The following is a 9,951-nucleotide window of genomic DNA, read 5'->3' as shown; positions in this document are numbered from 1 at the left end:
AGCTTCTCTAAGCTATAGCCTTGTTTTCTAAGTTCATAGATCTGAACTTTATCATCATAAGTTAATTTCATAATAAAAACACCCCAAAAGTTAGATTTTTATGTCTAACTTTTGGGGTGCAGTTCAAAAAAAACTTGATATTATGCGTTTTATTGTGGGAAAATTTACTTCGGTTTCTCCTAATACTCGATGAAAATCAAAGAGCAAACTAGGAAGCTAGCCGCAGGTTGCTCAAAGCACTGTTTTGAGGTTGTAAATAGAACTGACGAAGTCAGCTCAAAACATGGTTTTGAGGTTGTAGATTAAACTGACGAAGTCAGTAACCATACATACGGTAAGGCGACGCTGACGTGGTTTGAAGAGATTTTCGAAGAGTATGAAATTGAGATTTTTCCCAGCCTCTTAATATAGACGTATTGGATTTTTGGATTTTTTAGAAAATTATGATAAAATAAAGGATATGAAAAATGGGGACTCCTCATGCCTAGTCTAACTAGGAAACAAAATAGAAATTAGGTAGCTAGATGTCATCAAAAGTTATTGTTACAATTTTCGGTGCAAGTGGGGATTTGGCCAAACGTAAGCTCTACCCTTCACTTTTTAGACTTTATAAATCAGGTAATCTTTCTGATCATTTTGCTGTTATTGGAACGGCTCGTAGACCTTGGAGTAAGGAGTATTTTGAATCTGTCGTTGTCGAATCTATTTTAGACTTGGCAGACAGTGTGGAAGAAGCTCAAGCATTTGCGAGTCATTTTTACTATCAAAGCCACGATGTTAATGACACTGAGCACTACATCGAATTACGCAAGCTTCAGGCTGAATTAAACGAAAAATATCAGACTGAGCACAACAAACTCTTCTTCCTCTCAATGGCACCTCAGTTCTTTGGTACCATCGCTAAACACCTCAAATCAGAGCAAATCGTTGATGGTAAAGGCTTTGAACGTTTGATCGTTGAGAAACCTTTTGGAACCGACTATGAGACTGCTAGCAAATTAAACGAAGAACTCCTAGCTACTTTTAACGAAGAGCAAATCTATCGTATCGACCACTATCTTGGTAAGGAAATGATTCAAAGCATATTTGCCATTCGTTTTGCTAATATGATTTTTGAAAATGTTTGGAATCGTGAACACATCGATAATGTTCAAATTACCTTTGCAGAACGTCTAGGTGTTGAAGAGCGTGGTGGCTACTATGATGAGTCTGGTGCCCTTCGTGATATGGTTCAAAACCATACACTCCAACTCCTGTCGCTCTTAGCTATGGATAAACCAGCAAGCTTTACCAAAGATGACATTCGCGCAGAGAAAATTAAGGTCTTCAAGAACCTTTACCACCCTACAGATGAGGAACTCAAAGAACAATTCATCCGTGGTCAATATCGTTCTGGTAAAGTTGATGGCATGAAATACATCTCTTACCGTAGTGAACCAAATGTCAATCCAGAATCAATGACAGAAACCTTTGCTTCTGGCGCCTTCTTTGTTGAAAGTGACCGTTTTCGTGGGGTTCCATTCTTCTTCCGTACAGGTAAACGTATGACTGAAAAAGGAACGCATGTCAACATTGTCTTCAAACAAATGGATTCAATCTTTGACCAACCTCTAGCACCAAATATTTTGACAATCTACATCCAACCAACAGAAGGATTCTCACTTAGCCTAAACGGTAAAGAGGTTGGTGAAGAGTTTAAGCTTGCACCTAATTCGCTTGATTACAGAACAGATGCAACTGCAACTGGTGCTTCGCCAGATCCATATGAAAAACTCATCTATGATGTTTTGAACAATAATTCAACTAACTTTAGCCATTGGGATGAAGTGAGTGCCTCATGGAAATTGATTGACCGTATTGAAAAGCTTTGGGCTGAAAACGGTGCTCCACTCCATGACTACAAGGCTGGTAGTATGGGACCTCAAGCTAGCTTTGATTTACTTAAAAAATACGGAGCTGAGTGGACTTGGCAACCAGATATCTCCTATCGTAAAGATGGTCGTTTAGAATAATCAAAAACAATCCTGCAAGAATTCTTGCAGGATTTTCTTTTATATCAAACCTTCTAGAAGGCCCTTCATAAAGTTTTCAGAGTTAAACTCACCGATATCATCGATTTTTTCGCCAAATCCAATCAACTTAACAGGAATATTGAGTTCTTCACGGATAGCCAGAACAACACCACCTCGGGCAGTTCCATCAATCTTGGTTAAGACAATTCCTGTAACAGGCGTAATTTTTGAAAACTCTTTGGCTTGTACAAGAGCGTTTTGTCCTGTTGAGGCATCCAGAGCTAGGAAGGTTTCATGCGGAGCTTCTGGAACGACACGTTTAATGATGCGACCAATTTTTTCCAACTCTGCCATCAAGTTTTCCTTGTTTTGTAAACGGCCAGCTGTATCAATCATGAGAATATCAACACCTTCTGCTACTGCTCGTTCCATCCCATCAAAGACAACACTGGCTGGATCAGCTTTTTCTGGTCCTGTAACCACTGGAACATCCACACGACGTCCCCATTCAGCTAATTGAGCAACTGCACCAGCACGGAAGGTATCTGCAGCAACCAGCATGACTTTCTTGCCAGCTAGTTTGTAACGGTGAGCAAGCTTACCAATAGATGTTGTTTTTCCGACACCATTCACACCTACAAAGAGCATAACTGTCAAACCATCTTGGAAATTAATACTTTCGTTGTAGTTGCCATCCTTCTCATACAACTCTACCAATTTTTCGATGATGACACGACGAAGGGCATCAGGTTTCTTGGCATTTTCAAGCTTGACTTCGTAACGCAATTCTTCAGTAAGATTTGAAGCTACCTGAACACCAACGTCACTCATGATAAGCAGTTCTTCTAGTTCTTCGAAGAATTCTTCATCAACAGAGCGGAAGTTAGCAAAGAAGGCATTCAAACGAGCACCAAATCCCGTACGAGTTTTCTTGAGACTACGGTCATATTTTTCCTGTACAGTCTCTTGAACTTGAGAAATTTCTTCGATTACTACATCTTCTTCCACTTCTTCAGAAGTGTCTGCTTCCGTTTCGTCTGGTTGAACTTGATCAGATTCTTCCTCGCCACTATCACTTGAAGGTACTTCTTCGACTGGTGACTCAGATTTTTCTGCAACAAACTCTGCTACCTCTTGAGCGCTTTCTTTAGTTTCTTCAATTTCTGTTGACTCTGACTCTTCCTGACAACAATGACATTCAGTTTCTTCTTCAAGTTGAATTTCTTCCTGAGGAGTTGCTATTGGTTCAACTGTTTCTGTAGTAGTTTCTGCTACTGGTTCTTCCGACTCACTAGCTTCTTTAGAATAAGTTTCCTCAAATTCTGAACTTTGGTCGATTTCTTCAGTATTTTCCTCTTCAGCTTCCTTGCTTACAGATTCTGTAACTTCGTCGCCAGGTTCTGTCAGATCCAAGTTTTCCAAAGCTTCTTTAACGACTTCTTCGATTTTTGGTTCTTCTTTTCTACCAAATAAACGGTCAAATAATCCCATACTTTAGTTCTCCTTTAGTACATATTTTTCAATGGCCCAGGCAACAGCTTCCTCGTCATTGGTCATAGGGGTGACTACATTTGCAACTGCTTTAACTTCAGGAACAGCATTTTGCATGGCTACACCAAGACCTGCCCATTCTATCATAGAAAGGTCATTGGCCTCATCTCCACATGCCATCACCTGACTTTGGTCAATTCCTAGGTGGTCAATCAATTTAGCTAATCCCGTAGCCTTATGAACGTTCTTTGGCGACCATTCCAAAAGCATGTCGCGAGATTTAAAAATTTCGTAGTTGTTAAACAAGTCTGATGAAATGTTAGCAATTGCTGCATCCAGTGGTTCTTGGGCAAAGGCTGTCACACATTTATTATAAGTCATTTGACTAGACAAATCTTCAAAGTCAATTGGAACGAAAGTCAGAGCAGGATTAAATTTAGCATACAGATTCTCTTGATCTGATTGGATTTGGTAAACGGTGCCTTCTGAAATAGCATCTAAAGGAATGCCTAGTTTTTCAGTTTCTTCATAAATACGTGTCACATCATCAATTGAAAAGACTGTCTTATCAAGAATCTCACCCGTATTTTTCTGAACCAATCCTCCATTAAAGGTGATAGTATACTCGTCATCATGGCCGTCTGTTCCAAGCTCTTTGAGGAAGAAATCCATAGCCTTGAGGGGACGTCCAGTTGTCAGTACCACTTTGACTCCCTGATCACGCGCAGCCTTTAAAGTTGTCTTAGTACGATCAGTCAATTTCTTGTCTGTCGTCAGCAAAGTCCCATCTAAGTCTAGGGCAATTAATTTAATATCTGCCATTACAATCCCTCCATATAAGCAATAACTGATTGGTCTTTGTGATGTCCGATAACTGTTTCAGCTAGTTCTAAAATCTCTGGACGAGCATTTTCAGGTGCTACTGGATGCCCAACCACTTGCATCATGTGCAAGTCGTTGAGGTTATCACCAAAAGCCATTACTTGATCCATATCCAGATTTAATTTCTTAGCCAATTCGACAATAGCGACTCCCTTATCAACATGGTCTAAAACGATATCAATGGATTCAAAGCCTGTCGTCATAGCCTTGATCCCAGGAACATGTTCATTGACCCAAGATTCTCCAGCGTCAACCGTTTCTTCAGTGAAGTTAGTTGTGAATTTGAAAATCTCATCGGTAATCTCTTCAAGACTGGCTACTTTTTTGATATTTTCATTGTAATGATGACTAAACATAAGATAGGTTTCATCTACTGTATCTAAGACATAGCAAGCCTCTTTACCAGTCAAAAGCATCTTTTTCTCATCAAAATATGGTGAAGTTTTTAGCTTTTCAAATGTTGATAGGTAAAAATCACGAGGCATGGTTGCTTCATAGAGGTCCTCTCCATGGAAACGAACGAGACTCCCATTTTCAGCAATGAAAATAATCTCATCTTTAACATCCGCAAAATGCTTTTCAAGTGACAAAAGCCCACGACCTGAGGCAACAGCAAAATAGATTCCTTTTTCTTTATAAGAATGGAGCAACTTTTTCAGACGCTCCATATCAAATTGACCGGCACCATCCAAAAAAGTACCGTCCATATCCGTTGCTACTAATTTAATCATAAATTCTTCATACTCCAATTAATAAATCTACCTTCTATTATACCATAGAAAAAGTAAAAAAAGACGTGCTGAATTGACACGTCATTGTCTTCTATAAATCAATCCATATGCCATTTTAAGGCCAGGCTGATTTGCTTACTTTCTTTTATATCCAACCTCTCAACACTTTTCTTCCAAAGTTCTTGATTGAAGTCTATTCTGAGTGTTCATCAGCTATTGCGTAAAAATTATCAATCTTTGGCTGAGATACATTTGTCACAATCATAAATAGCATATAGTTCTTGACATATAATCTTGCATATGAAAAAATACTTGTTGGAGGTTAATCATATGACTGAAAAAATCAAAAACTGGGTTAATATTTGTGTTTTGAAAAATCAAGAAATTTTATTACTTAATAGACAGCACGATAATTTTCCTGGCTGGATTCCACCGGGGGGAAAAGTTGAATTCCCTGAAAGTTTTTTTGAAGCTGCATTACGGGAACTTAAGGAAGAAACTGGACTTACTGCATTAAATCTTGAATTAAAGGGAATTTCAGGCTTTACTAATTCAATTGGTAATGAGAGATTTGTCTTCTATGACTTTTTATGTACTCAGTTTACTGGTGAACTAAGCACATCTGCTGAAGGTGAGCCAAAATGGTGGAATCTAAAAGATATTGATAAAATACCAATGCAAGATGAAATAAGAAAAAGGCTACCGCTTTATTTAAGAAAAGGAAGCTTTGAAAGTATTAACTATTGGGATGATAATAAGAAATGCATTAGTGAAAACAAAACAATTTTATTTGACTAATATTCTCTACAGTATAATCAAATGCAAAAGTCTTAATCCATTAGTAATTTTTGTATAATTCAATACTCAACACAATCTGTCTTAAATAACATATAGTGTAACGTTATACAAAACAAGAGTATCCAAATAAAAATCATCTACTCTAGCAATTTTTTCCTTCTACCTATAGATAGCTAAAAAGCCTTGGAAACAGCTTATTCCAAGGCTTTCTCTACATTCTATTGTATCAATTTCCATATTCCCTGCAGGAATCGAAAAACAGGACTCAAACCCTTGATTTAAAGGCTTTTCTAACTTACTTGGTCAATTTTTGGTCAAAAATTTCGCTTACTTTTTTTCAAACTCACTCCGGCAATTCCACCTTCAAGCTCATATCCGAAAGTACAGCGAATCACTTCCTTTAGTCAAACATATAACTGAACAACATTGTTTATCTTCCTGCACTTTCATATTTTTTCAATCCTTTTCTAAAAATTGTACGACTGATAATAATCAAAAAAACTGTAAAAACTATTTGATAGAAAAATAGGTTCAATGTATCTTTCCCTAAAAATATTAATACTGCAGGATTGGCAATTAATAAATTGGGAACAAATAACATAGTGATCAATCTGTTAATACCTGTAAAAATATTATATGGATACTTAGAAATTCCAATATAATTCAAAAATACATCTACTTTTGAAAATTTAGTTGGGAACCAAAATGAACTAATCGTTATTAGAAACCAAATTGAATAATATATAATACAACCACACATTAAAGAAAGGATATAAAATAATATTTTTAATGAATTTAAATGTACATTTAAATTTCCATAACTTATAAAAATGATCGCAAGACCAAAAAAAGTATTCACGAATTGAACTAAATTAAATGATCTAAAAATATAGAACAACTGAGTATCAAACGGCCTCAATAAAATTTGATCCAAGTTACCACTCAAAATATCTGATTCTAAAATTCCCATACTTCTAATTAACAATCCCATCATAACTCCATCTACAATAGTGTAGGAACCTACCAAAAATAAAATTTGATAATAGTCCCAACCATTAAAAGAGTCTATGTTTAAGAAAATCAATCTAAAAAATACAATAGGTAAACCAATCCACAGTATCGACGAAAATAGACCACAAAAGAAGTCAAAATGAAAATTCATATCAGATTTAAAACCAAAATGAAGTAGCCTAAAAATTACTTTTATTCTAAACATTTTATCCTCCCACATTTGAGAAGTGCTCCACTCCTTTTCTCAATATGAATCTTGATATAATATAAAAAATGATGCACCAAATCAATTGAATACAAATAATTCTCAAATAGTCTATTAATTTATATGTTTCATTACTAAACATCTGAAGCGGTTCATATACTAAGTATTTAAAAGGTAATACATCTAAAAACAGACGAAAATTATTTGAAAAAAAACTTAAAGGCAATAATATTCCTGATAAAAACTGAATTACTATTTCTTTAACAGTAAGGACAAAAAATATATTTTCTAACCAAAAAGAAAGCATACCTACACAACATGATATTAAAAACCATAGAACCATAGATAGAATAATTGCAATACTTCCTAAAATAAGAATTTCAATGGTTAATAACTCATTCTTGTAATAAACACTGGAGAATAAAATGACAGGAATGATGATAAATAATAAATGAGCAAGCCTATCTCCAAGCATTTTACAAAAATAATACTTATAAAAAGTAACAGGTTTTATTAATATGCTAAAAAAATTTCCTGAATGAACATCGTCATTGATTTCCCAATCAACTGGATAAAAAACAAAATATGAAAAAATTATAGTCCCCAAATAGTATTGAACCATTGAGGTAAAATCATATCCTGCTATATTTATCTGGTTACTCTGATATATATACGTCCATAAAAATACTGATATCATAATTTGTATACTTGCCTGTAACATTAACAATAGTACACTTGATTTATAGTTCAAAATAGATCGAAATGATATCAGAATAATAGACATTTCTTTTTTCAATTGTGCTCCTTTTTTGTAAAATAGTTTTGTAAAATAATTTCTTCTAAAGAAAGATTTGATATTTCAAAATCTTCTATATCTACAAGCTTATTGATTGATTCTAATGTCTCAAAGACAAAATCTCTAGGTATTTTTAGTATACATTCCGATTTTGTTTGAGAAATGACTACTACTCCTTTAACAGAGCATAACTCTGGTACCAAATCTAATGTCATTTTTATCTTTAAATATTTAAAATCAGAAAATTTAGATAAAATAACATCCATTGACTCCTGCAAAATAATTTTTCCTTTGTCAATGACGATTAATTCGTCACAAACAGACGAAATATCATCCATATCATGACTCGTTAAAATAATAGTAGTATGACATTCTTCATTCATTTTCTTTAAAAATGTTCTGATATCTTTTTTAGACTGTATATCTAACCCTATAGTAGGCTCGTCTAAAAATAATATTTCCGGACTTGTTAAAGATGCCGCTATAAACTCCATTTTCATTTTTTGTCCAAGAGAGAGGGTCCGGACCTGCTGGTAAAGCTGATCTTTTACATTCAACAAATTGCTTAATTCCTGAATTCGTTCTTGTAAAATCGCCGGTTCTACCTCATATAAAGTACCAATCAATTGAAAATAATCCATAGCCGAAACATCTTGAAATAACTGTAATTTATTTCCTACTACTATTGAAATTTTTTTTCTAAAATTTATACTTCTTTTAAATGGAATTTCTCCATTCACTTCTAATTTTCCGGAACTAGGATAAAGAGTCCCAGTCAACATTTTAATCGTTGTGGATTTACCAGCTCCATTACTCCCAATAAAGCCAACTATACTCCCTCTCTTAATCGTAAAACTAATATCTTGAACAGCTCGAATCGTTATTTGATTACGTTTCAAAAATCTCTTGATAAATGGGAGTCTTGAATCAAAATTATAAAAATTTTTAGATAAATTCTGAGCATTAATAACTATTTCACTCATATATCTCTCCTTTCGATAAAATATATTTACTTGTACTTTTTCCATACTTTACCAAAATGCTAAAGATTGAGCTAAAATCTTCGGGATGGGTAAAATAATAGATGTTAAATATATGTCTTCGTGTACTTCTGTTATTAAATCAATAATCCTCTGACTACTCTTAGAAGATATCAAAAATTCCGACCACAACGTTTCTTATTGATTTTATAACGGTTATAGTAATCATACATTTAAAGATTCAAATTCCATAATCCATTCCTTGCTATTCATAAATTACCTCCATTTTTTATAGTCAGTCTAATATCTACAATTTTCTATATAATATTATTGTATCATTATTTTATATATTCGTATATAAATAAGACAATATTCCTCATAACTAATTTACATTAAACAGAGATAAATCAGTCAAAAATTAATTATTTAACTAACATAGCGAGCATAAATAACTTATACCTATAAAGACTTACTCCTATGATCTACTTAACCTCATAATCATCAAAATCAAAACAAATATTTAGTCAAATTTTGGTCACACTTTGGTCAAAAATTCCAAAAATACTAAGTTATTTTAGATATTAAAAAACCTAACAATCGCTGTTATATCAACACTTTTAAGAGTGGTTGGTCAAATTTTGGTCAAAATAGTGACTAACTTATTTTTTGACTAACCTTCATTTTTTTTTAAGAAATGAAATTTGACTAGAACTTTTTTCTTTTTCTGCCTCACTATTTTTAAATATAGTTGTTCTTGTTTGAACAGACTTTTCACTCGATTTCATTTGGATTATAACATCTTAAATTGTTTAGCTAGAATAGCTAACTCTTATTAGACAGGAAGTATAATCTAGCATATCATACTTATTTTTAAAATACTTATAGAAATCATAGTGATTTTCTTGTTCATAGATAATATTGCAATACTTTCAAAAACTTTTTGAATGGTCATGTTAAGCAAGACTTGTTGAGCAGTTGGATTATTTTTAACTTCTTCGTAGAATTGATGTTCTGTAATCACATCACCCTTCATACTGATCAAGTC

At 34.0% G+C, this 9,951-nt stretch carries 8 protein-coding genes and 2 pseudogenes; 2 read left to right on the top strand and 8 right to left on the bottom strand.

Annotation, left to right across the window (positions count from 1 at the left end; genetic code table 11):
- Positions 1-71 (bottom strand): annotated as a pseudogene (locus QM874_RS09750) (transposase); the annotation flags it as partial.
- A gap of 453 nt (positions 72-524) precedes the next feature.
- On the opposite strand from QM874_RS09750, the gene zwf reads away from it, so the two are divergent.
- Complete coding sequence (zwf, locus tag QM874_RS09745) at positions 525-2,012, top strand: glucose-6-phosphate dehydrogenase (protein WP_414317118.1); 1,488 nt, start codon at positions 525-527, stop codon at positions 2,010-2,012.
- Between the two features lie 39 nt (positions 2,013-2,051).
- Here zwf and ftsY read toward each other — a convergent pair whose 3' ends face one another.
- Genes ftsY through QM874_RS09730 form a run of 3 tightly spaced genes read right to left on the bottom strand, consistent with a single transcriptional unit; the run spans position 2,052 to position 5,116 of the window.
- Positions 2,052-3,503, bottom strand: coding sequence for a signal recognition particle-docking protein FtsY (gene ftsY / locus QM874_RS09740; protein WP_414317117.1), 1,452 nt, complete (start codon positions 3,501-3,503; stop codon positions 2,052-2,054).
- Between the two features lie 3 nt (positions 3,504-3,506).
- Positions 3,507-4,325 carry a Cof-type HAD-IIB family hydrolase gene (locus tag QM874_RS09735; RefSeq protein WP_414317116.1) on the bottom strand — a complete coding sequence of 273 codons (819 nt, stop codon included), beginning with the start codon at positions 4,323-4,325 and terminating at the stop codon, positions 3,507-3,509.
- A complete protein-coding gene (locus tag QM874_RS09730) occupies positions 4,325-5,116 on the bottom strand; it encodes a Cof-type HAD-IIB family hydrolase (RefSeq protein WP_414317115.1) in 792 nt (263 codons plus the stop codon). Before QM874_RS09730 ends, QM874_RS09735 begins: the two co-directional genes overlap by 1 nt.
- A gap of 330 nt (positions 5,117-5,446) precedes the next feature.
- Between QM874_RS09730 and QM874_RS09725 the strand changes: the two genes are divergently transcribed.
- Complete coding sequence (locus QM874_RS09725) at positions 5,447-5,914, top strand: 8-oxo-dGTP diphosphatase (RefSeq protein ID WP_000136624.1); 468 nt, start codon at positions 5,447-5,449, stop codon at positions 5,912-5,914.
- Between the two features lie 430 nt (positions 5,915-6,344).
- On the opposite strand, the gene QM874_RS09720 is transcribed toward QM874_RS09725, so the two are convergent.
- The 4 genes and pseudogenes from QM874_RS09720 to QM874_RS09705 form a co-directional block, all read right to left on the bottom strand.
- Entirely contained in the window at positions 6,345-7,130 is a 786-nt protein-coding gene (locus QM874_RS09720; protein ID WP_003013947.1) for an ABC transporter permease, read from the bottom strand.
- A gap of 1 nt (position 7,131) precedes the next feature.
- Complete coding sequence (locus QM874_RS09715; protein WP_414317114.1) at positions 7,132-7,926, bottom strand: ABC transporter permease; 795 nt, start codon at positions 7,924-7,926, stop codon at positions 7,132-7,134.
- Positions 7,923-8,909 (bottom strand): ATP-binding cassette domain-containing protein, encoded by a 987-nt coding sequence (locus tag QM874_RS09710; protein WP_003010129.1) that lies wholly within the window; start codon positions 8,907-8,909, stop codon positions 7,923-7,925. Before QM874_RS09710 ends, QM874_RS09715 begins: the two co-directional genes overlap by 4 nt.
- An 847-nt stretch (positions 8,910-9,756) precedes the next feature.
- Positions 9,757-9,951 (bottom strand): annotated as a pseudogene (locus tag QM874_RS09705) (hypothetical protein); the annotation flags it as partial.

This window comes from Streptococcus infantis (genome assembly GCF_047463615.1).
In the GTDB taxonomy this organism is placed as follows: domain Bacteria; phylum Bacillota; class Bacilli; order Lactobacillales; family Streptococcaceae; genus Streptococcus; species Streptococcus infantis_X.
This window is presented reverse-complemented; position numbering and strand designations above follow the sequence as displayed.

Coding starts and splice junctions, on each gene's coding strand:
- zwf (WP_414317118.1), top strand. CDS start 525: ATGTCATCAAAAGTTATTGTTACAATTTTCGGTGCAAGTGGGGATTTG.
- QM874_RS09730 (WP_414317115.1), bottom strand. CDS start 5,116: ATGATTAAATTAGTAGCAACGGATATGGACGGTACTTTTTTGGATGGT.
- QM874_RS09735 (WP_414317116.1), bottom strand. CDS start 4,325: ATGGCAGATATTAAATTAATTGCCCTAGACTTAGATGGGACTTTGCTG.
- QM874_RS09725 (WP_000136624.1), top strand. CDS start 5,447: ATGACTGAAAAAATCAAAAACTGGGTTAATATTTGTGTTTTGAAAAAT.
- QM874_RS09710 (WP_003010129.1), bottom strand. CDS start 8,909: ATGAGTGAAATAGTTATTAATGCTCAGAATTTATCTAAAAATTTTTAT.
- QM874_RS09720 (WP_003013947.1), bottom strand. CDS start 7,130: ATGTTTAGAATAAAAGTAATTTTTAGGCTACTTCATTTTGGTTTTAAA.
- ftsY (WP_414317117.1), bottom strand. CDS start 3,503: ATGGGATTATTTGACCGTTTATTTGGTAGAAAAGAAGAACCAAAAATC.